This is a genomic window from Alteromonas aestuariivivens, assembly GCF_003367475.1.
Lineage (GTDB): Bacteria > Pseudomonadota > Gammaproteobacteria > Enterobacterales > Alteromonadaceae > Alteromonas > Alteromonas aestuariivivens.
Genome location: NZ_QRHA01000003.1, coordinates 179,204 through 201,822 on the forward strand (window position 1 = coordinate 179,204; position 22,619 = coordinate 201,822).

Here is a 22,619-nt window from a genome sequence, read left to right on the forward strand (position 1 = left end):
CTTACTCCTGGTCTCGCTTAAGTTCTTTCAAAACCGCGAAAGGGTTTGGTCGCTCTTGTTCCGGTTCGATTTCGCCAAACTGCATATCGTCTTCGCTTACCGTGCAATCCTCCTCTGCATGAAGGGGCACAATAGGTAAAGACAGGATCAGCTCGTCTTCAAATAATTGAAGTAAATCGACTTCTCCTTGGTCGTTAACCTCAACCGGATCGTAAGCTGCGGGTAACTCTTCACTGTCCTGATGCCCCTGCACCGGGCTGAAACAGAACGTTACGTGAAGTGGAAAGTCAAACTCTCCGTTACATCGCTGACAGAGAAGTGTGACCTGTGTATCAAGATGGCCGTGAAAAACAGTAAGACCCTGCGCGTCTTTTTCAAACTGTACTTCGGCGTCCACCCAGTCATCACAACGGACAACAGTACCGCACAGTCGTTCCATATCTTTACTCGCCATCACGCCCCGATAATCGGAACGCTTCATAGCGCTTTTGACTGGCTCAACGGAATGCGGTAATTTCACTTTCTGCATAGGGCGCGCATAATATAGGCTCCACCCTTTGGTGTCAAAGATTTAATCACCGGAATCAGAAATATCCTGGCGATAACCGGCCGAAAGTTCGCACTGGTGTGTGAACAGAAAAATAAATTACCTTACCCCAGCACTGAAGTTTTATACTGCGACATATGTTTCGCTTAAGCAATAGGCCAATGAAGCCCATTATTCTCGCATCATCTTCCCGTTATCGTCAGGCGCAGTTGGCCTCGCTGGGGCTTGATGTACCCGCCATCGCTCCTGATGTGGATGAAACCCCCACAGAACAGGAATCGGCGCAGCAACTCGCAATGCGTCTGGCACAAGCCAAAGCTCGCGCAGTGGCAATAAGACATCCTGAAGCGCTCGTTATTGGCAGTGACCAGGTAGCCTGCGTAGAAGTAAACGGGCAACCACGATTGCTGGGTAAACCTGGCAACTTTGACAATGCCGTGGTGCAATTACAGATGTGTCAGGGCAAAACCGTCAACTTCTACACTGCCGTGTGCGTTCATAGCGAAAGCCAGAACTTGTCGTACGCTGATATAGATATTACCCAGGTTCATTTTCGCCCGCTGTCTCTTTCAGCAATCAAACGCTATGTGCGCACTGAGGAACCTTATGACTGTGCCGGCAGCTTTAAAAGCGAGGGCAAAGGCATTTTATTGTTCGATGCCATTGACTCCCGCGATCCAAACAGTCTTATTGGCTTACCGGTATTGCTTTTAAGGGACTTGCTTGCACAATCCGGTGTCGACCTGCTCGAGCTTGCGACTCGCTGATTCAGACTGGGGTAATAACAGGCCCAGTAGTTCGTTAACCGAATGAACAATGACCAAAGGGTCAAACGCCTGCAAATTCACCGGCGCATGCACACCGTAGGAAACTGCGATCCGGTCCATTCCCAAGGCTTTCGCCATTTGCATGTCGTAGGTGGTGTCACCAATCATAACCGCCTCATCCACATCAACTCCGGTCTCGACAAGCAGTTGGGCAAGCATATCCGGGGAAGGTTTGGAGTCCGCCTCACAGGCGCAGCGGGAATGGCTGAAAAAATGACCGGTCGCCGTACTGTCCCAGGCTCGTTGCAGCCCTCTTCTTGCCTTACCGGTTGCTACCGCAAGAGTGATCCCCGCACTTGTGAGTGCCGTCAGTAACGCCTCCACACCATCAAACAATGGGCAGGGTGTAGCGTCCTGCTGCAGATAAATCTGCTTGTATGCCAGCACCACTTTATCAGCCATCTCGTCGTCAATATCAAACAACTGCCTGATGGCAGGTTGCAGACTGATGCCAATAATGTGCGCCACTGCGTTATCGGTGGGTACAGGAAGGCCGCAGGCCTTTGCAGCCAACTGCATACAATTGATGATTTTGGCGGCTGAATCCATCAGGGTTCCGTCCCAGTCAAAAATCACTAACTTGTACTGCTTCATTTCAATTTATCCAATACTGCAATTAACTCTTCACTCAGCGGGGCTTCAAAACGGATGGGCTGCTCGGTTTTAGGGTGAGTCAGACTGATACTTGCTGCGTGCAAAAACAAACGATTCAGGCCAAGGCTACGCATGTGCGCATCAAACTCACTGTCGCCGTACTTGGGATCACAGGCGATAGGATGACCGGCATGCTGGCAATGCACCCGGATTTGGTGGGTACGGCCGGTGATTGGCGAGGCTTCAACCAGTGTCGCGCCCTTATAGCTTTGCAACAGTCGATAACGGGTCTCCGATGGTTTCCCTGCGTCACTGACGCTGACCAGTCTTTCACCGGACTGCAACACATTCTTCTTTAACGGCGCTTTTACCTTAAAACGATTTTCTGGCCACTGCCCCGCGACCAAAGCCTGATAACGTTTGTCCATCTGGCCACAACGCAATTGCTCATGCAGATGTCGCAAAGCCGAACGACGTTTTGCAATCAAAATACACCCTGACGTATCGCGGTCAAGCCTGTGAACCAGTTCCATAAAAGGCGTGTCAGGCCTCAAAGCTCTCAGCCCTTCAATTAATCCAAAACTCAGGCCGCTACCACCGTGAACTGCGGTACCCGATGCCTTGTTGATAACCAGCAAGCGGTCATCCTCGAACAGAATCTGTGACTCAAGCTCAGCGATTTTCTGCAGTTTAGGGGATGGCGCAGGTGCACCTTCAGATACCCGCACGGGGGGCACACGCACCAGATCACCCGCCTGCAGCTTGTATTCGGGCTTAACACGCCCCTTGTTGACCCGTACCTCGCCTTTACGCAGGATACGGTAAATCATGCTTTTGGGTACGCCTTTTAGCTGGGTACGCAGAAAGTTGTCGACTCGCTGGCCCTGCTGGTCAGCATCGATAGTAATAAATTGAACGGTTTGAGGGGCGTCTTGTTTCATGGGCCCGGAGTATACCGCATATCCCCAAGGCCCCACTAGCAACCATTTTATAATGCCGCTATTTTTTTACAGTCCCTTATTCCTTTACCTGTGCTGCTCTAGCCCGTTCGATACGCTCTTCTATTGAAGGGTGAGAGCTGAAAAGCCTCATCAGGTAATCATTCCCGGGATGAGAATCGGCCAGAGTTTGCATGGCATCAGCAAAATCCTCTGGTTGCAAACCAACGCGCGGCGCCTGTTGCAGGGCAAACTCATCCGCCTGCCATTCCAGTTTTTGTGAATACTGGTTTTGCACCACAGTACCGGAAACACCAAAGAATAACTCCACAGCTCCACTCACATCGCCAAAAAAATAGCTGATGATTAAGGTAGAGGCCAGCGATTCGGCAATCATCCGCATGGAATGCCGGTGTTCCACATGCCCTATTTCATGCAACAGAACAGCATTTAGCAGCTGTGCGTCGCCGTCCATCAGTTCAACAATACCATCGGTAAACACTATGGTACCGTCGGGCAACGCAAAAGCGTTGGCCCCCATTTCGTCAGAGTCTCGAAAAAGAACCTTGTAGAATTTTTCATCGTCACTGAACTGCTCGATGGTAGCTGAAAACGCCATCTGCAAATCAGACTGACGCTGGGCGTCCAGCTGGCTTGCGTTCAAGATCGATTTATCCAGTGCCGCGAGCGTATGTGCCGAGGTGACTTTGGTAAGTGAATAAGGTACGTAGGCGGCAAAAGTTATAGCCAGTGCAGGTACCAAATATTTAAAAATACCAAACAGTAAAATTGGCGAAAACACCAGGCTACCTATCAACCACGCCCGGCTTTTTTCCAGCTTTGATGCAACAGACATATGGCTGTTTCCATCCAGCCAGCTGTCCAGTTCCGGGCCCCCTTCGACATAGAGCATATCCCTGTTTGGCAGCACTACCTCTCTAGGCAAATTGCCCACCCTGCTCTGTACCTTAAGTTCCGGTTGTTCACTGCAACAAACCAGCTCACCGCCTTCTGACCCAGACACCAGCAGCTGTTTCTCTGTTATCCTGACAATTACCCGCTGGCAGCTCGAACTGCCAGCAAGGTAATATTGCCCCTCATAAGGACCGTACATTACGATCCCTTAGCCCAGTGACACATCAAGATCAAACAGCGTCGAAACTTCTTCAGCAGCAGAACTGGCTGTCTGCTCAGGAGTTGCCACGACTTCATCTAGCCCTGGAAGCACATTCACCTGGGTGTGAGCTGCAAAAAATTGTGTGGTTCGCACCTTAGCCCAGGGTAACGCCAGGCCAAGTGAAAAAATAACCGCCAGTAAATTGGTAACCCTGAGTTTCAGTAAACCACCTACCGACATATCTGAACCAAACGTTGCTGCATTTTCCAGCTGGCTAACACTAAACATGTGGTTTCTGATGAGGGCTGTATAAATGCTGCTGGTTACGCCATACACAATCACATACATCAGAAGACTGATAACCGTACTGATGCGTGCCACTCCATCTGCTTGCCCTTCAAACCCTCCTGCAACAAAACCTACCGTGAATGCAAAGCAGAATGCGATTACAACGCCAACGAAAAAAGCAGCATAGCTGGCTTTGAAGTAAGTACCGGCTTCCAGGCTGGTGGTAAATTTCCTATCGCCGTAACGGGTGTTCTCAAGAATGAAGGTATCCATTTTTTTCAACGCCCAAGGCAGTGCCAGATACAAAGTAAAAACCGTCGCAATTGGGTAGAGCACGAAAGCTCTAAAGGCCTGCCCATACTGCCCGACAAATCCAAATCGAACATTACGGTAGGCCGTCATTCCCATATTGAAATTCAACCCCTTGCAAATAAGCCACGGGTACACAATAAACAAAGCTATTGCAATCACCCCACTCAATATCGGGCTGTACAAGGATGACAGAAAGTAGGCGCTGAATAACAGCACCGCAATAATTCTTCCTTTCAGAATTTGCATGGGTTCCGCCAAATAGGAGAACCGATGACCGTCAATGGACAGATTGCCGTAGAAGTAGCGTTTGCTTCTGACTTTGGCCCACGCTGAGTAGATCCCCAGTGTCGCAACAGTCAGCAACAAATTAACAATCCAGATAGAGAAAAATTCGCCTGCTTTGCCACTGAACTCAACCTCAGCAGCTCTTGTACTCTCAGGCTCCCGAAACTGATTCACTGGATTATCCGGATGGTCTGCAATCAGTGCGTCCAGTTCTGAAGCATTTTCGGGATATGCCTTGTCATCCACAGTTTGCCTGGCTTCGAGCAGTTCCTGGTATGAATAACTCGCAAAGTCTAGGTTATTTTTCATATTAAATCCTTGATATTATTATTGTTCCCTTAAATCCCACTAACGGTTTAATTTTAGGGCTGAATTTCCATTTAATGGAACTCGTCAGTTTCAGTCAAGCACTAAAGCTCATAACGCTTCATTTACATACTTAACATTTCACTGCGCAGAAAAGCGCTAAACCAATGCCTGTATTCCCAATACTGCTAAGGTTTACATATGCGGAGTGATTCCAGGTATCGGATTGCACTACGGCAATTTCAGTATCCAACAATTGAGTCCAATACAGCACAGAACAAAATAAATGACTACTGCCCTAAAGTGCGGCTTCGTTTCCACCGAAGCAACCGAACCCATAAATATCCCGGAGAGTCGATCATGAGTAACAACTCCCCCATTATGAAGGAAATCAAACGGGAGATTTGCAAACGTTACTGGTATGCCAGGTTTGATTTCATATTTAATCACTTGTTACTTTTGATTATGGTAGTGGCAAGCAGTTATCCGGCTTTTGCTCAGATATTCAGCCAGGGAAATGAAAAATACACGGCTGCTATTGCAGCAATTCCTGCCTTCATACTTTTGTTCCAGAGAACATTTAAATGGGAACAGCGCGGTGAATGGCACTGGGAATATCACCGCCGCCTGATTGCACTGTCCAGGGAAGTGCGGGACCAAAACCTGCCTTTGCAGCAGGCCAGCATAAAACTCACTTTACTGGAGCAGGAATTTGCCGGAACCTTTCCCGGCGTGAATTACTCCGCAGGCAAAGAGCCTAAAACATAGGTTGCAAATAGCCACCGGATTCACGCACATAGCGCTGAATATAGGGCTGTAGTTGCCTCGCCCATATTTGATATCCAAACTGATTGAGATGCAGCATGTCGGGCGTAATCCCCCTGTTTAATGTGCCATCTGTCTTCAAAAACGCGTCATCGAAGCGGGCAAACAGAATTTCGGCTTCAGATGCCAGGTCCGCCAATAAGTCGTTGGCTTTGTTGTTATTGATCCTCAAAGAATCGTCACTATCTGCGCCACGGGGAAAAATTCCCAGCAGTAATACCGGGCTAGCCGGAATACGGATTCGCAATTCAGCTAAAATGGCTTTGACACCATCACGAATAGCTTCCGGCGTGTCCATGCGATGCCCGGTATTATTGGTTCCAATTAACAATATCGCCAACGCAGGTTCCTGTCTCTCCAACTCTCCTTGCTGCAGGCGCCACAACACATTTTCTGTGCGATCACCGCTAAACCCCAGGTTCAGTGTGTCTATATCTGCGAAATACTGCCTCCAGACAGCCCCCCCTTCGTTCTCCCAACCATGGATAATCGAATCTCCTATCAACACCAACTCAGCCGTTTTGCCGCGTGCCTGGGCGACCTTTTGCTCATGACGGGGTAACCACCAGGCTGTCGCCCAGGGTTCATTCAACACCGCAGGAATAACGCTGCGCTCCTGTGAAACAGATACAATAGCCGTAGCTTTGTTGCCTGACTGCGAAGTGGTACTTTTCAATTCTGTTGGCCCCCTGTTTAACGCGCACCGAAGCAAGCCCGGCTTTAAAATAGCTCCTATCCAACGAAGCATAAAGCGGAAATCAACTGGCCTGAAAGGCCGCATTACGCTTGCCAAAATTGCTTGTGTGGTTATTTGCTTGCCTATTTCTTGTCTTTAGTGCGATAATCGCTGCGTTTTATCAGCAATAGTTGTGCTGTGAAACCGGTTAGAGCTTAAAGTTAGCCACTTGCCTGAGTTGTCGGCCTGACATTAATCAAAATGGCCAGCCTTACGAAAAAGGTAGTACTAAAACCTTTTGACGACTTCACACAACCCAGGCCCCAAGAAACAATAAAGTTCGCCGTTTAGAAATACAGAATTGAATTGACAATCCCCCTTTGGCAACACAATCGAAGGGTGATGGAAAGCGTTATCGTAATGGTTAAGGGCCGTCGTTCCCGGCACCCGAAAGACATCAAAAAACCCGAATCCAAACCGGGAAAATCTGCGATGTAAGGGTAATACGACACACAACAAAGTCCCCGTCCGGCCGTGAGGCTGCGCGGTGAGGGTTTGCACATGTCACTTTAATTTTGTATCTGAACGGCTGTAAAAAACAGAGTTAGATACAATGAAAAGAATGTTGATTAATGCAACTCAACAAGAAGAGTTGCGGGTTGCCCTGGTTGATGGGCAACGTTTGTATGATCTTGATATTGAAAGTCCCGGGCACGAACAAAAAAAAGCGAACATTTACAAGGGTAAAATTACCCGTGTAGAACCCAGCCTTGAAGCCGCTTTTGTTGATTACGGTGCTGAACGCCACGGCTTCCTTCCTCTCAAAGAAATTGCCAGAACCTACTTCCCTAAAGGCTACAAATTTGACGGCCGTCCAAACATCAAGGACGTGATCAAAGAAGGTCAGGAAGTTATTGTACAGATTGATAAGGAAGAGCGAGGCCAAAAGGGTGCTGCTCTGACTACTTTCCTGTCACTGGCTGGCAGTTACCTGGTGCTGATGCCCAACAACCCTCGTGCTGGCGGCATTTCCCGCCGCATTGAAGGCGACGAGCGTACCGAACTCAAGGCAGCTCTGAGTAAGCTCGACCTGCCAGATGGCATGGGGCTGATTGTGCGTACTGCCGGTGTAGGCAAATCCTACGAGGAACTCGAATGGGATTTGAAAGTCTTGCTCACTCATTGGCAAGCTGTCTCAAAAGTAGCAGAAGAACGCTCTGCTCCTTTCCTGATCCATCAGGAATCCAACGTCATCGTGCGGGCAATTCGGGATTATCTGCGTCGTGATATCGGCGAAATCCTGATCGACAACAACCGCGTATACGAACAGGCATTGCAGCATATTCAACTGGTTCGGCCGGACTTTGCAAGCCGGGTAAAACTTTATTCCGGTGATGTACCATTATTCAGTCACTATCAAATCGAAAGCCAGATTGAATCCGCATTCCAGCGTGAAGTGCGACTGCCTTCCGGTGGCTCGATTGTCATCGATCCGACCGAAGCTCTGACCTCAATCGATATCAACTCCGCCCGCGCAACCAAGGGCGGTGATATTGAAGAGACCGCACTAAATACTAATCTGGAAGCAGCAGACGAAATCGCCCGCCAATTGCGTTTGCGCGATTTGGGTGGTCTGGTTGTAATCGACTTCATCGACATGACCCCTCCCCGTCATCAGCGGGAAGTTGAAAACCGTTTAAAAGATGCAGTGCGCTCAGACCGTGCACGGGTCCAACTGGGACGTATTTCCCGTTTTGGCCTGCTGGAAATGTCGCGCCAGCGCCTGCGCCCTTCCCTGGGTGAATCTGCTCACCATGTCTGCCCGCGCTGTTCTGGTCACGGTACCATTCGGGGAACAGAATCGCTGGCCCTTTCCATTCTTCGCATCATTGAAGAGGAAAGCATCAAGGACAATACCGGTCAAATTGAAGCCCAGTTACCGGTTCCGGTTGCAACCTATTTGCTGAATGAAAAGCGCAAATCGATCAACTCGCTCGAAAAACGCCACGGCGTTTCATTGCTGCTGATCCCGAATGCAAACCTGGAAACGCCACACTATCAGGTAACCCGACGCCGTCCTGACGATATTATTTCAGATGCCAGCTATAACGTTGAACTGATCGCCTCTGAAGAAACCCCGGCAGATCGGCCTGTCGCTGCTCCGGTCAAACGTGAAGAGCCAGCTCTGCAAGGTTTGGTGGCGCCGACTCAGGCCCCGGTTGCTCCTGCTGCAAAACCAGCCAACGAGGAAACCGCTAAGTCACCTTCTTTGTTTGCTCGAATTGGTAAATGGCTGGGCGAGTTGTTCAGCAGTGAAGAAGAGCAAAAGCCGGAAGCTACGCCCAAGCAGGCACAAGGGAAATCTGGCCAGTCTTCCCGCCAGCGTAATCAGGACAACACCAACCGCCGCTCAAGAAGCAACAAAAATCGCCGCAGCAAACCAGCTGACAGCGAAACCAATGCTGAAGAACAGAGCGGAAATCGTTCGCGCCAGCAGGACGACCGACGCAGTAAAGGGCGCGGCAATCGTTCACGTCGCAACAACCGTGACGAGCAGCAAAGTATTCAGGATACCCAGGTACAGGCTGACAGCAGCGCTGAGCAAAAGGCAACTGACTCCAAACCCAAACAGGTTGCGGAGCGTCGCAAGCGTCGTGACGGTCGTCGCAGTGTAAGAGTGGCCGCTTCTGATAAAACTCAGTCTGAGGTAACGAAGTCAACTCAAGCCCCTGCTACTGTTGAAGATAAGAAGCCAGTAAGCACCGCTGAAGCTGTTGTAGCGGAAACCAAGCTGATAAATGAACAGCCTGGCGATGCGCCTGAGTTCACCGCTGTTGAAGTACCGAACGAAAAGGCTGCCCAGACCCAACAGGTACAAACTGCTGCGGTGACAACTGGTTCCCCGGAAAATGTAACCAGCGAAGATACAGATTCTGGAGCCAGTGAAAATGACCAGGCCGAGCAGGAAAAACGTGAAAACGGAGGCCGCAGCCGCAGTCGCCGGTCACCTCGTCATGTTCGGGCAGCGGGACAGCGCCGCAAGAAAGAGCAAGTCAAAGATGACGAAAGCGCATCTGAAGAAACTTCAGTGGAGCAAAACGCAGAGTCGGTTGAGCATACCAGTGCTCAGGTAGCTGCAGAAACTGTGGAGGCTGTAAACGACACGCAGACTAAAACAGAAGCTCAGGATGCAGATAGCATTGTTGAAACAGAAGCCAAGCCTAAGAGCCGTAAACCAAGAGCCAAGGCAAAGCCTGCGGCCGGGGAAATCCGTCAGGACGAAATGCAGTTTGATACGCCTGAAACACAGCTTAAACAGGCAGACGAACCAGCAGAATCGGCCCCTGAGGCAGCAAACGAACCTGAACAGGTGGAAATTAAACTGACTGAATCTTCCGAGCCGGCAGATAGTGTTGCTGACAAAGGCGTAATTCAATCCTCTGCAGAAGAGACCCATCCTGAAGCCACCAACGTTGTTACGGAAGCGGTTGAGACATCGAGTGTACCCAAGGCTAAGCCCAAAGCACCAGCGCCAGTTACCACAATACAGATAGCCAGTGGCAAAGGGCGGGTAAATGTGTCACACCCAATGGCACTGCCGGCGTCGGTAGAGGCCACCTTCGGGGAAGTAGCTCTGACTCCAAGGTCTGACGATAGCCGTCCGCAACTGGCAGTGTCCGGTCGACTGGCTTCGATGGCACACATTAAGTCAGGGGCGTCCGCACCGCCAACCAAACCTGAATCGGAAGTAGTGGCCTAGTGCCCTCTTCCCAAGCCGTGTCCTAACCGACACGGCTTTTTTTGTTATGGTCGCCGAACTTCCAAACCCTGCATTAATTCTGTTGCTTAAATCTGCCACTCAGGATCCGGATATCTGCCGGGTGTCAGTGCTGCAAACCTTGTGGAGTGGCTATGGCCAGTGCCTGCGTTATTACTCATTGCAGAACCAGGAGTACCGGGTCGCAAAAATCATCTCCCCTCCCCAGGCTGCAGAGCATCCAAAAGGCTGGGCGAGCGAAACCGCACATAACCGAAAACTGGAATCATACAGAGTAGAAACCGCCTTCTACACCCGCATCCAATCGCAACTCAACGCACCTGCTTTCAGCGCGAAACTACTGTTTCAATATCAAAGCAGGGACACTTCGCTGCTGGTACTGGAAGACCTGAAGTATTCCGGGTTCAGCGTCACACCCACCACTTTGTCTGCACAACAATGCCAACCGGTACTACAGTGGCTGGCGCAGTTTCATGGTCAATTTATCGGAATCGATACTCCGGGTACGTGGTCAAGGGGCACATACTGGCATCTCGGCACACGACAAAAGGAGTTCGAGGCCATGCCGGGGGGACCTCTGAAAAGTTCAGCCAGCAAGCTCGAAAAGGCTCTATTCTGCAGCCCTTACCAGACTCTTCTGCATGGCGACGCAAAAGTTGCCAACTTCTGTTTTACGCCGGATTTCAGCCAGGCTGCGGCAGTGGATTTTCAGTACACAGGAAAAGGCATTGGAGTACAGGACCTGGTGTATTTTTTAGGGAGCGCGTTAGAAGAGTCGGAGCAAAAGGTACATTTTGATGAATTGGTCGACAATTATTTTGAATACCTGTGGCGAGTTATTGCCAACAAATCCGGTCATCAAAAAGCCAATGAGGTTACAGCGGACTGGCGTGTCCGTACTGATATTGCCTGCGCCGATTTTCACCGCTTTCTTGCGGGCTGGAGCCCGGGCCACTGGAAAATCAATGCTTTGCTTAAAAGTCAGACCCAAAGGGCATTAAAAATACTGGCGGATTAGGCCAGCATTTTCTCAGCACATTACCAGGTCAGATCATCCGGGATCTGGTAATCGGCGTACCAGTCATCGTCTTCAGCACCGGATTCTTCCTGATGACTGTCAGCACGGTACACCACGCTAAATTCATCGCGTTGTGCAATCTTGTCTGCTACCGGAGTGGGCACCAGTTCGTAACCTTCGTCCAGCCGCACGACGGTCAGACGGCCCTGGGTAACCAACTTGTGAACTTCCGCACTAACATACATCCGCTTTACCAGATTGTTGTCAGAGAAGTTAAGAACCGTTTCACCATTGCCCTTACTCTGGACATTCATGGTTATCAGCTGACGCACCTGAGCTGCAACTGAACGTTTTTCCAGTTCCTGCTGACGCTCCTGATTCAGGGCACGATCACGGGCCTTCTTCTGCTCTGTCGCCTGTAGCGCAGCGAGTTTATTTTCATCCAAGTCGACTTGCTTGCTCTTGTTTTTGAGCTTCTGCTTTTTACGTTTATCGGCGCGAGCCTGACGGGCGCTGGATTTATCAGCCAGACCCGCCTTTAGTAACTGATCCTGCAATGACGTTGCCAAAATCTTCTACCTGCTTATGTTAACTATTTCTTTTTACCACTTTGCTGCTGCCATTTTCCATCCTGGAACCAGGCTGACCAGCCGGTAGCTTTACCCTGCTCATTTTCTGACATCACGTACTGCTGTTTGGTCTTGCGGCTGTAGCGAACGATGGCCGGATTACCTTCCGGGTCTGTCTTGGGCGCATCCGCCAGGTAATAAAATTTTGGCGACAATCTATCGCGAAAACGCGCCAGTTCTTCCACCATTGGAGCACGGGTTTCCCTTGATTTGGGAAAATTGTGAGCCGCCAGGAAAATGCCGGAAGCCCCGTCTCTTAAAACAAAATGAGCGTCCGATTGTGAACAGGGTAGCTCAGGCAAATCCACTGGATCTTCCTTAGGTGGTGCTGCCTCCCCGTTGCGCAACAGTTTACGTGTATTCTTGCACGCTTCGTTGGTGCAACCAAAATATTTACCAAACCGGCCGGTTTTGAGTTCCATATTGCTGCCGCACTTATCGCACTCAATAACTGGTCCGTCATAGCCCTTTATTTTGAAGGTTCCGCTTTCTACATAAGTGCCCGGACAGGTCGGCGTGTTGCCGCATACATGCAACTTACGGGTTTCATCCACCAGATAAGTATCCATTGCAGTACCGCAAATATCACAGCGACGCTTAGCGCGCAAAGCTTCGGTTTCAAGTTCCTCTTCGTCGTCTACCTTAACAACCTCATCGCCTGAGGTAAGGTTCATGGTGTTGGTGCAACGCTCTTTAGGCGGCAGATTGTAGCCAGAGCAGCCAAGAAAAACCCCTGTACTGGCAGTACGGACATTCATCTCACGGCCACACTTATCACAATTGATTCCGGCAGGCACCGCCTGGTTTGCGCGCATGCCTCCCTCTTCAGGATCTTTTTCGGCAGCCAGCAGCTTGCCATAGAATTCTGAATAGAAATCGTTGAGAACCTGCTTCCAGTTTTTCTTGCCTTCGGCAATGTCGTCCAGACGTTGCTCCATGTTGGCGGTGAAGTCGTAGTTCATCAAATCGTCGAAATTTTCCATCAAACGATCATTAACAATCTCACCCATTTTCTCTGCATAAAAACGCTTATTTTCAAGCCGTACATAACCACGGTCCTGAATGGTAGAGATAATGCTTGCGTAGGTGGAAGGACGGCCAATTCCACGCTTTTCCAGTTCTTTTACCAGTGAGGCTTCATTGAAACGGGCGACCGGCTTGGTAAAGTGCTGTTTGGGATCGAGAGCCTGAAGGGCCAGTTTGTCGCCTTTCTGCACATCCGGCAGCATCAGTTCTTCTTCACCCTTTTTACGCAACTGTGGCTGAACCTTGGTCCAACCGTCAAACTTCAATACCCGGCCTTTGGCCGTCAGTTCGTAATCCCCGGCCGCAACCTTGATGGTAGTGGCATCGTATTTGGCCGGTGTCATCTGGCAGGCCACAAACTGTCGCCAAATCAGTTCGTACAAACGCTGGGCATCGCGCTCCATGTCACTCAAAGACTCAGACTTAACCATTACATTCGACGGTCGGATGGCCTCGTGAGCCTCCTGGGCCCCTTCCTTGCTGCCATAGCGCAGAGAAGAATCCGGTAAATAGGCGGCACCAAAATTATCATCGATATAGGCCCGGCAGCTATCCAGTGCCTCCTGGCTCAGATTGGTCGAATCGGTACGCATATAGGTAATGTGGCCCGCTTCGTATAAGCGTTGGGCCATCATCATGGTTTTCTTGACTCCGAATCCCAGCCTGGTACTTGCGGCCTGTTGTAGCGTCGAAGTAATAAACGGTGCAGACGGTCGGCTTTGGGTTGGTTTGGATTCGCGGCTCTCAACCACATAACTGGCACCGTCAAGTTGCGCCACTGCCTTGTCTGCATCAGCCTTATTGACCGGTTTAAAGGCTTTGTCCTGATAACGATTGACCAGCATTCTCAGAGCAGAGCGCTCAGAGGTCGTCAGATCAGCATGTATGTCCCAGAACTCCTCCGGCACAAAAGCCTTGATTTCACGTTCCCGTTCCACCACCAGGCGCACCGCAACCGATTGTACACGACCTGCAGACAGCCCCCGGGCAATTTTTTTCCATAACAGCGGGGAAACCATAAAGCCCACTACCCGGTCAAGAAAACGCCGGGCCTGCTGTGCGTTAACTCTATCAACATTCACCTCACCAGGATGCGAAAAAGCTTCCTGTATGGCATTTTTGGTAATTTCGTTGAATACCACGCGCTGGTACTGGGTGTTTTTATTGCCAAGAAGTTCCCGCAGATGCCAGGCTATCGCCTCCCCTTCGCGGTCCAAATCCGTTGCCAGATAAACCGTATCAGCGTCTTTCGCCAGTTTTTTCAGTTCATTGACAACTTTCTCTTTACCCTGCAGCACCTGATAATGAGCCTGCCAGTCCCGCTCAGGATCAACGCCCATGCGATCAACAAGCTTTTGATATTCGTACTTTCTCAGATACTCCTGCTTTTCAGCTTCGGAGTAGTTCTTTAATTCTTTGGCGCTTTTTTTCGGTTCTACTTTTCCGAGCGCTTTGGTCGGGAGATCGCGGACGTGGCCAACGGACGATTTCACGATAAAATTTTTACCGAGATATTTATTTATCGTCTTCGCTTTGGCCGGCGACTCGACTATGACCAGTGACTTTGCCATATAATTGAACCAAACCTTTTGATTTTTATGGGCTATTTGCCTCAGTGAGAATTCAGGACAGACGCCGGGAAACTGCCCTGCGGGCGTCTGATCATTTTAAACATATATCTACAAAGTGAATGGAAAACAAGATCTTCTTAATACTTATTCTTATATAAAGGTCTGAACGCCAATCAATACGTACACTTTTTAACCAGTTACGTTGGCAATGTCCGGAAAACCCGTATAATGCCGCTCATTCTCTTTCACATACAGCCATTTTGAATTGGTGCAGAACCTACACCAATCAAGTGCTTTTTGTCGATAGTAAATCAAAGATTTCCATGGAGACATCGCCAGTTCCATGGTTCAAAGAGGGATATATGAAACAATTTGAAGTAAATTTCGACGGTCTGGTCGGCCCTACCCATAATTATGCAGGCCTGTCGTTCGGCAATGTAGCCTCCCAAAGCAACGCAAACGCAATCAGCAGTCCCAAACAGGCGGCCAAGCAGGGACTGGCGAAAATGAAGGCACTCAGCGACATGGGCATGGTTCAGGGCATTCTTGCCCCGCAGGAGCGCCCCGACATTGCCACCTTACGCCGATTAGGTTTCAGTGGCAGCGACGCTTCAGTACTTGAGCAAGCCGCTAAACAGGCTCGTGAGGTTTTTCTGGCTTGCTGCTCTGCATCCAGCATGTGGACCGCAAATGCCGCCACCGTCTCTCCCAGCGCCGATACGGCGGACGGACGTGTTCATTTTACCCCGGCTAATCTGACTAACAAATTTCACCGTTCGCTGGAGCCTGAAGTTACCGGACGCATCCTTAAGGCAACGTTCGCCAACGAGAAATATTTTGCTCACCACGCTCACCTGCCGGACAACGAGCACTTTGGTGACGAAGGTGCGGCAAATCACACACGCTTGTGTTCGAGCTACGGACACTCAGGTGTAGAGATGTTTGTTTACGGGCGTTATGCCTTTGACACCAGTAAACCCGCGCCCAGAAAATACCCTGCCCGCCAGACTCTGGAAGCATGCCAGGCTATTGCGCGCCTGCATGGCCTGGACGAAGATAGCGTGGTATATGTCCAGCAAAACCCCGACGTAATAGATCAGGGTGTATTCCATAACGACGTAATTGCAGTCGGCAATCAGAATGTGCTGTTTTTCCACGAGCAGGCATTCTATAACAAGGAAGACGCTCTTGCGGAAACTCGCCGTAAATTTGGCGACTCTCCCCTGCATTTTATTGAGGTCAGCAGCGACGCGGTTTCGGTTCAGGATGCGGTTAAATCTTACCTGTTCAATACCCAGATCCTCACTCTGCCTGATGGAAATATGACCATCATTGCCCCTACCGAGTGCCAGGAGAATGAATCAGTTTACCGGTATCTGAACGAACTGGTGACGCTCAACACCCCAATTAAGTCGGTCAATTATTTTGACGTAAAACAAAGTATGCGCAACGGCGGTGGCCCTGCTTGCCTGAGATTGCGCGTAGCACTGGACCAACAGGAGCTGGATGCGGTTAACCCCAACACCCTGATTAATGATGCCCAGTTTGACCGTCTCAACCGTTGGGTTGATAAACACTACCGTGATGAACTGAACGAAGCGGATTTACGCGACCCACAATTGCTGATTGAATCCCGCACTGCGCTGGACGAACTGACCCAGTTGCTCAAACTTGGCTCTGTTTACCCGTTTCAGCAGGACTAACTATTTACAAGCCCGGCGAAGACCGGGCTTTTTAATGCCTGCCGTTACGCGAATGGATTCAAACTGACGAATAATACTGATAAATAGCAAAAAGCCCGGATATCCCGGGCTTTTGTTTGCTTTTCAGCACTATCTATTCAGTATCGGAACACAGTGTACCGGTACCAAACGGGCTATCAGGTGGCGGAGCTGCCTCATCATCAATGTCTGAAGAAGCAATACTGTAATTGAACTTCATGGATGCACTGGCTTCACTTCCGAACGACTCAGCGAACACAGACACTTCAGAGTCATACCAAATCGCATAAGCCTTCGGGTAACGCAGTTGAAGTGTTGCCTGACCATTCGCATCAGTGATGCTACCGTTCTTGAAGCTCAACGAACCGACGATACCAGGAGTCAGGAAGTTGTCATTATTGAAATCTTCAGAAGATTCCAGGATACCATTTTCATTTTGATCTTCATTATCACAGGTCGCAGAAACCATTGGGAACCAGACATCACCGTCCCATCCCCAGGTACCTTTTCGATATACCCCGCCTTTACTGAGCTTGATCGGAGTTGATGATGCTGTCAGTTCAACATTTTCAACCGGCTGACCTGCTGAATCTGTAACGAATACTGCAAACTCTTTGAGATAGGTAGAGTCATCTACAACCTGCAGAACATTACCTGTACCAATGGACACATCAAATGCACGCTTACCCACTGTCAGCGTAACGGTATCAAACACCGCTGAATTGTTGCCAATTTCAGCCCGAATCAGTACTGCATCTTCGCTGGTAACTGAACCCGAAGTAAATACCGTGGAAGCCACACCGTTACTGTCAGTGGTTGCCTGCGAAGGAGAAACGGAGCCCGTGCTGGTATCGTCTACGTTAAAGCTAACCACCGCACCTTTTACCAGGTTACCGGAAGCGTCTTTAACTATCGCGGTAATGGTACTGGTCTGTCCGTCCGGGCCAATTTGATCGGGACTGGCGTCAACCTGGACGGTAGCCGGCACTGTTGCCACGAATTCAACCTGTACCCGAGCACTAACTTCTTCACCTTCCGAGTCGGTACCAGTCGCTGTAATAGAAGAGCCACCGGCATTATCGGAGCGAAGCGTAAAGCTTGCCTGGCCGCTTGCGTCTGTGGTACCAGTAGCACCGGAAACGATGGTTCCACGGGAAGCCGTAAAGGTCACATCACCACCCACAAAAGGGCTGCCTTCGCGGTTCCAGGTTACCGTAAGGGTAACTTCTTCACCCAGTTCCACATCATCTTCAGGATAAGTGGTGAAAGAGAAAGCGTCTTCCTGAACGTTGATTTCCAGTTCACCACTGGCGTTCAATGCACTGGCACTGATAACTGCCACACCAGACTCACCACCGGTATACTGAACCGTTGCCTGGCCATCTGCGCCACTGACAACAGATGAACTCGACAGGGTTCCCTTATCGGCAGTCACTTCAATGGCCTGGTTGGCAATCGCGACACCGTCGGAGTCCTGCACACGCAACGTTAAATCAACGGTGTCGCCCAAAGTGATGGAACGGCTTCCGTTAATGAAAACTTCGGTACCGGTGATAAGAATGTCGACTGACTGGGTCAGCGTGCCGGTTTGCGCAGTAACGGTAATGGTGCGGTTAGCGGCATTATTTTGGGTAGAAAGCATCGCCCGGGCTGTGCCATCCGCGGCAGATTCACCCTGGGTCACCTGCAGTTCAACACCGGCATCGGATGACGTGGAGAAACTTACGTCTACCCCTTCCATCAACACGCTTTGAGCATTTTTGACTAACGCTATCAACTCAACCTTGTCAGAACCACTGGATGCCATTTGCACTGCACTGGAATACAGTTCCAGAGTCGCAGGTTCAAGGCTGCCCTGGCCGTTACCACTGGAGGTAAAGGTAATGGTAGCGGTTTTTGTCAAGTCACCGGAAGTCACAGTTGCGGAAATTTCACCGCCTCCGGCCCCCGCTCCCACAGTCATCACCATGGCTGCCAGACCGCTGGAGTTGGTGGTCGCAATGCCGTTTCCAGCAAACACCGCCATGTTAGCCGGGTTGGAAGCAAACACCACCGATGCGTCGATCGGTGCTCCGCTCTCGTCAGTCACAGTTGCCAGGATGGTCAAAGGGTTACCAATCGACAAGGCTTTGTCAGACTCACCATTGGCATTGACCATTTCCAGACTGATATTAATGGCCGGTTCTGACTCACCACCGCCTTCACCAGGGGTGTTGTCGCCTCTGTCGAGGGAACCACCGCCTCCGCAGGCAATTAGCAGTAACAACGTGCTGAATAGGGTCAGCGACTTAGCAAATGCTCTCATAGTTGTCTTCCTGGACCTCTTATTGATGACTATTGGGTCGTTTTACGTTTAAATCTCTACAAAATCTGGCAAACTAATCGGGCAATTTAGAATAAGAACATAACGCTCAGGGAACATTCATGTCTCAAACCGCACACAAATACAGCTTAACCACGAGAATTTTTATCGGCATGACCGCCGGAATCTTGATCGGCTTTCTGCTTCAAATTCTATTCGATGATAACGGAGATCTACGCTTTTCGATATTTGGAATAGAGGTTTCCACGTATGGCATTCTGGTAGAAGGTATATTTTCAACCGTCGGCCAAATCTTCATAGCCAGCCTGAAAATGCTGGTTGTCCCACTGGTATTGGTATCACTGATTTGCGGAACCTGCAGCCTGACCGACCCCAGCAAATTGGGGCGTCTGGGCGCAAAGTCCGTTGGCCTGTATATTCTCACTACTGCCATTGCGGTAACACTGGCAATCAGCATGGGTTTACTGGTGGCACCCGGTGAAGGCCTGAATCTCACTACCGAAGCTGACTACGCTGCCAAGCAAGCCCCCTCGCTTTCTGATGTTATTGTCAATATGTTCCCCGCCAATCCCATTAATGCCATGGCGGAAGGAAACATGCTTCAAATCATTGTATTTGCAGTACTGTTTGGTATTGCAATGGCGATGACCGGAGAAGCAGGTAAACGTTTAGGGGCGTTTTTTGAAGACGTTAACACCGTCATCATGCGATTGGTTACCATCATAATGAACCTGGCTCCTTATGGCGTATTCGTATTAATGGCCAAACTTTTCGCCACCATAGGCCTGGGAACTATCGCCAGCCTGGCCAAATACTTCTTCCTGGTACTGGTGGTCCTGGCGCTGCATGCCTTTATTACCTACCCAATAATGCTGAAACTGCTAACCGGCCTCAACCCATTGATTCTTATAAAAAAGATGCGTGACGCTGCGCTGTTCGCATTCAGCACATCCAGCAGCAGTGCCACTCTACCGGTAACCATGGAAACCGCCCGCAATAAATTGGGCGTAGGCAACTCGGTATCTTCTTTCACACTGCCTCTTGGCGCCACCATCAATATGGACGGCACTGCCATCATGCAAGGTGTAGCAACGGTATTCATCGCCCAGGTTTACGCTGTGGACTTGTCGGCCAGTGATTACATCATGGTGGTTCTGACGGCCACACTTGCTTCCGTTGGTACTGCGGGTGTTCCGGGCGTTGGATTGATCATGCTGGCCATGGTGCTGCAGCAGGTTAACCTGCCAGTTGAAGGTATTGCGCTTATCATTGGCGTGGACCGCCTGCTGGATATGACCCGAACGGCGGTAAACATTACCGGCGACTGCACGGTTGCCTGCATTGTCGCCAAGACTGAGGGTGAACTAAACGAACAGGTCTACAACGACCCGGAAGCCGGCGAACGCGAGGAAGAACTGGATTTCCATCACTTCGACCGCAACGCCTGAAATAACGCCGGCTAGCCGTTTAACGCGCGGGCCGGCGAAACTCTCACCGCACGTTGTGCCGGGTACAGCGTCGCTACAACACATAGCACAAATGCAATCAGCACAGTAAACGCCACATCCTGCCAATGCAATTGTGACGGTAAAAAGTTAATAAAATAGACATCACCGGAAAGTAATGTAATACCCGTTAGGGATTCCAGCCAGGCGACAATAGCGGATAAATTCGGCGCGATCAGTAACGCCATGCCGGTTCCGGCAACAATACCTATCACCCCGTTCAGAACCCCCTGGATCACAAATGTCTGCCGAATCAGCCCATCATCAGCACCCATGGTTTTTAAAATCGCAATGGCTGCACGTTTTTCCCGCACTGACATCACCAGGGTGGAAACAATGTTAAAGCAGGCCACCGCAATCACCAGTGTCAAGGCGATATAAACCACGGTGCGGACCAATTGAATGTCCTGGTAAAGATGCCCCTGGGTTCGGGTCCAGTCTGACATGTACACGGCCTGGGGAAACGCGAAGCCTATTTCACGCATTGTAGCGTAAGCACCAAACGGGTTCTCAAGGGTAAAACGTAACCCTTGGGCACCACTTTGAATACCCGCCACTTCTGACGCACGGGAAAGGTGCATGATACCAAGGTAATTGTCCAGTTCTCCGCCAATAATCAAACGCCCGGCGATGGTCAGTTTTACGGTCTTAGGCGCTTTGAAACTGAGATCGTCGGTAACCGTCGGGATAAGGATCTGAATATTATCCCCAATGTCCAGACTGAGCTTTTGCATGATCCCGTTCCCCAGCAAAACACCATCTGGTGTAGCCAGAAAACGTTGCCAGTCCTGTTCATCCACTTCCTGCGAAAATGCATCCGCAGATTGTTCCTGATAGGCCATACCCGTCAATTCAACTGCTTTAAGAGCCCCCTTATGCTGCAGCATTCCGGTAATCTTTGTGTAGGGTTCAACCTTAAGGATATCCTCACGCTGTTGAAACTGACGCTGATGTTCCTGCCAATCCGCAATGCCACGCTGGTTGACGGAGTAGAGCTCACCGTGAGGGATCACTGACAGGATGCGCTGGGTCAGCTCGTGCTCAAAACCATTCATAATTGATAACAGCGTGATAAGGACAAAACAGCCCAATCCGACACCAAAAGTAGATGAAAAAGAAATAAAAGAAACGAAGCGACTTTGCTGTTTACCTCGCCTGAAGCGGCGGGCCAGTTTCCAGGCAAGATTCAACTCAGTTCACTCCCTTCGCGAACCAGCGATAACTGACCGTCCTGAAGAGTAAGAACCCTATCCATTTTATCAGCCAGAGCATTGTCATGGGTAACCACAACAAAACTGGTGTTGAGTTGTTCGCTCAGTGATTTCAACAGGTTGTAAACCTGCAAACCAGTTTTGTGGTCAAGGTTACCTGTCGGTTCATCGGCGAGTACAACCGAAGGACGTGTCACTAACGCTCTGGCAATAGCCACTCGCTGACGTTCTCCACCTGAAAGTTCAGAGGGTTTGTGTGACAACCGATGCTGGAGCCCAACATGCTCCAGCATGCTTTTCGCCTGTGTGATCGCCTCAGATTCTTTCATGCCGCCAATCAACAGCGGCATAGCGACGTTTTCAAGCGCGCTGAATTCCGCGAGCAGGTGATGGAACTGATAAATGAAACCCATATGACGGTTTCTGAGCCTCGACAGCTCAGAAGCTTTCATTCCAAACAGCGACTGCCCCTGAAATTCAACCTCACCCTGACTGGGCTTATCCAACCCCCCTAAAATGTGCAGCAAGGTGCTTTTACCAGAACCGGAGCTACCCAGAATCGCGACCTGTTCCCCCGGTGAAACAGAGAAAGACACATCATTCAATACCTGTGTGTTGTTTTCGCCATCATGGTAATGCTTACTGATATGCCGGCAGGCCAACAGTTGTTCCATATCCTATTCTTATATTTTCCGCTGAACACAAGTTGGAAATGGTAACAAGAATGCTGTATCCAATGCCATCTTATTCTAGGTATGGAGTGCAGCGAAAAACGATTAATGTGGTTTAAGGATTTCTAGGGCCTGATGATCTTTGCTGTTCGAAATTTGTTCTCTCAGAGTGCTTTCAGGGCAAGGCGAGAGCCATGAAGCTTAGTCAGCTAAGTAAATGGCGAACAACGTAGCCATGGAAGCACTCAGGTTTGTTTTTCCTTTCCCGAAAGATACGCAAAACCTGCTTTGGGGATTCTCGTTCTGCTTTTTTCAGGCACAAAAAAACCACCTCGCGGTGGCTTATTGCTTTCCCTTGAATGGCGGAGCGGACGGGACTCGAACCCGCGACCCCCGGCGTGACAGGCCGGTATTCTAACCAACTGAACTACCGCTCCGCAAAGGGAATAAA

General features: G+C 50.0%; 17 protein-coding genes and 1 tRNA gene. 6 read left to right on the forward strand and 12 right to left on the reverse strand.

The genetic code is table 11. From position 1 onward, the window contains the following. Position 1: 1 nt before the first annotated feature. Positions 2–529 (reverse strand): 23S rRNA accumulation protein YceD, encoded by a 528-nt coding sequence (yceD, locus tag DXV75_RS05200; RefSeq protein ID WP_115592331.1) that lies wholly within the window; start codon positions 527–529, stop codon positions 2–4. A gap of 179 nt (positions 530–708) precedes the next feature. Here yceD and DXV75_RS05205 point away from each other — a divergent pair, with 179 nt between their 5' ends. After that, positions 709–1,314 (forward strand): Maf family protein, encoded by a 606-nt coding sequence (locus DXV75_RS05205; RefSeq protein ID WP_115592332.1) that lies wholly within the window; start codon positions 709–711, stop codon positions 1,312–1,314. On the opposite strand, the gene DXV75_RS05210 is transcribed toward DXV75_RS05205, so the two are convergent. The 4 genes from DXV75_RS05210 to DXV75_RS05225 all read right to left on the reverse strand — a co-directional run bounded on the left by DXV75_RS05210 (position 1,258) and on the right by DXV75_RS05225 (position 5,217). Next, positions 1,258–1,968 carry an HAD-IA family hydrolase gene (locus DXV75_RS05210; RefSeq protein WP_115592333.1) on the reverse strand — a complete coding sequence of 237 codons (711 nt, stop codon included), beginning with the start codon at positions 1,966–1,968 and terminating at the stop codon, positions 1,258–1,260. The two genes, DXV75_RS05205 and DXV75_RS05210, sit on opposite strands and share 57 nt — an antisense overlap. After that, positions 1,965–2,909, reverse strand: a complete 945-nt coding sequence (rluC, locus tag DXV75_RS05215; RefSeq protein WP_115592334.1) for a 23S rRNA pseudouridine(955/2504/2580) synthase RluC — start codon at positions 2,907–2,909, stop codon at positions 1,965–1,967. The genes DXV75_RS05210 and rluC overlap by 4 nt, the downstream gene beginning before the upstream one ends. Before the next feature lie 76 nt (positions 2,910–2,985). Beyond that, positions 2,986–4,020 (reverse strand): M48 family metallopeptidase, encoded by a 1,035-nt coding sequence (locus DXV75_RS05220; protein ID WP_115592335.1) that lies wholly within the window; start codon positions 4,018–4,020, stop codon positions 2,986–2,988. A 9-nt stretch (positions 4,021–4,029) separates the two neighbouring features. After that, complete coding sequence (locus DXV75_RS05225; protein ID WP_115592336.1) at positions 4,030–5,217, reverse strand: YjgN family protein; 1,188 nt, start codon at positions 5,215–5,217, stop codon at positions 4,030–4,032. A 357-nt stretch (positions 5,218–5,574) separates the two neighbouring features. On the opposite strand from DXV75_RS05225, the gene DXV75_RS05230 reads away from it, so the two are divergent. Continuing rightward, entirely contained in the window at positions 5,575–5,982 is a 408-nt protein-coding gene (locus DXV75_RS05230) for a hypothetical protein (RefSeq protein WP_115592337.1), read from the forward strand. Here DXV75_RS05230 and DXV75_RS05235 read toward each other — a convergent pair. Continuing rightward, positions 5,972–6,715 carry a GDSL-type esterase/lipase family protein gene (locus tag DXV75_RS05235; protein ID WP_181898363.1) on the reverse strand — a complete coding sequence of 248 codons (744 nt, stop codon included), beginning with the start codon at positions 6,713–6,715 and terminating at the stop codon, positions 5,972–5,974. The genes DXV75_RS05230 and DXV75_RS05235 overlap by 11 nt on opposite strands. 613 nt (positions 6,716–7,328) lie before the next feature. Here DXV75_RS05235 and rne point away from each other — a divergent pair. Then, a complete protein-coding gene (gene rne / locus DXV75_RS05240; protein WP_115592339.1) occupies positions 7,329–10,475 on the forward strand; it encodes a ribonuclease E in 3,147 nt (1,048 codons plus the stop codon). Between the two features lie 46 nt (positions 10,476–10,521). Then, entirely contained in the window at positions 10,522–11,511 is a 990-nt protein-coding gene (locus DXV75_RS05245) for an oxidoreductase family protein (protein WP_115592340.1), read from the forward strand. 20 nt (positions 11,512–11,531) lie between these two features. On the opposite strand, the gene DXV75_RS05250 is transcribed toward DXV75_RS05245, so the two are convergent. Then, a complete protein-coding gene (locus DXV75_RS05250; RefSeq protein WP_115592341.1) occupies positions 11,532–12,080 on the reverse strand; it encodes a DUF2058 domain-containing protein in 549 nt (182 codons plus the stop codon). 23 nt (positions 12,081–12,103) lie between these two features. Then, positions 12,104–14,737, reverse strand: coding sequence for a type I DNA topoisomerase (gene topA, locus DXV75_RS05255; RefSeq protein ID WP_115592342.1), 2,634 nt, complete (start codon positions 14,735–14,737; stop codon positions 12,104–12,106). Between the two features lie 362 nt (positions 14,738–15,099). Between topA and astB the strand changes: the two genes are divergently transcribed. Beyond that, on the forward strand, positions 15,100–16,440 hold the full coding sequence (gene astB, locus DXV75_RS05260) for an N-succinylarginine dihydrolase (protein WP_115592343.1): 1,341 nt from the start codon (positions 15,100–15,102) through the stop codon (positions 16,438–16,440). Positions 16,441–16,573: 133 nt separating this feature from the next. On the opposite strand, the gene DXV75_RS05265 is transcribed toward astB, so the two are convergent. Continuing rightward, entirely contained in the window at positions 16,574–18,763 is a 2,190-nt protein-coding gene (locus DXV75_RS05265; RefSeq protein WP_115592344.1) for an Ig-like domain-containing protein, read from the reverse strand. A 119-nt stretch (positions 18,764–18,882) separates the two neighbouring features. Between DXV75_RS05265 and DXV75_RS05270 the strand changes: the two genes are divergently transcribed. Beyond that, complete coding sequence (locus tag DXV75_RS05270; protein ID WP_115592345.1) at positions 18,883–20,229, forward strand: dicarboxylate/amino acid:cation symporter; 1,347 nt, start codon at positions 18,883–18,885, stop codon at positions 20,227–20,229. 11 nt (positions 20,230–20,240) lie between these two features. On the opposite strand, the gene DXV75_RS05275 is transcribed toward DXV75_RS05270, so the two are convergent. The 3 genes from DXV75_RS05275 to DXV75_RS05285 all read right to left on the reverse strand — a co-directional run bounded on the left by DXV75_RS05275 (position 20,241) and on the right by DXV75_RS05285 (position 22,605). Then, a complete protein-coding gene (locus DXV75_RS05275) occupies positions 20,241–21,476 on the reverse strand; it encodes a lipoprotein-releasing ABC transporter permease subunit (RefSeq protein WP_115592346.1) in 1,236 nt (411 codons plus the stop codon). Next, the gene (lolD, locus tag DXV75_RS05280) at positions 21,473–22,171 is read right to left on the reverse strand and encodes a lipoprotein-releasing ABC transporter ATP-binding protein LolD (protein ID WP_115592347.1); all 699 of its coding nucleotides are present in this window, start codon (positions 22,169–22,171) and stop codon (positions 21,473–21,475) included. The genes DXV75_RS05275 and lolD overlap by 4 nt, the downstream gene beginning before the upstream one ends. A gap of 357 nt (positions 22,172–22,528) precedes the next feature. Next, a tRNA-Asp gene (locus tag DXV75_RS05285) sits at positions 22,529–22,605 on the reverse strand. Between the last annotated feature and the right edge of the window lie 14 nt (positions 22,606–22,619).